The sequence below is a fragment of the Mesorhizobium sp. M2E.F.Ca.ET.219.01.1.1 genome (assembly GCF_004016445.2).
GTDB lineage: Bacteria > Pseudomonadota > Alphaproteobacteria > Rhizobiales > Rhizobiaceae > Mesorhizobium.
Genome location: NZ_SADT02000301.1, coordinates 1 through 279, shown reverse-complemented (window position 1 = coordinate 279; position 279 = coordinate 1). Strand labels below are relative to the sequence as shown.

The window sequence follows — 279 nt, the reverse complement described above, 5'->3', positions numbered from 1 at the left end:
TGGCGCTCGGCTATGTGCTGGCAAAACCGTTCGTGATGAGCGTCATCATCGGCGCCAGCCGCATGGAGCAGCTCGAACAAAACCTCGCCGCCACCAGCCTCAAGCTCGATGCCGACGATCTCGCCAGGCTCGATGAGGTGAGCGCCCTGCCGGCCGAATATCCCGGCTGGATGCTAGAGCGGAAAACCGCCGGCCGCCGTCCCGCTGCGTTCGTGCCGAGGGCGTAACTGCCTTTGAGATAAGCTGACCTTTTCGAGAGCCGCGTGTCCTTGGATGCGC

The 279-nt window shown here is 63.4% G+C and carries 1 protein-coding gene; it reads left to right on the top strand.

Translation table 11 applies throughout. The features are described 5' to 3' along the window. Positions 1–227: aldo/keto reductase (locus tag EN862_RS35925; RefSeq protein WP_135913363.1), on the top strand; the 227-nt coding region annotated here is incomplete at its 5' end. Positions 228–279 lie beyond the last annotated feature (52 nt).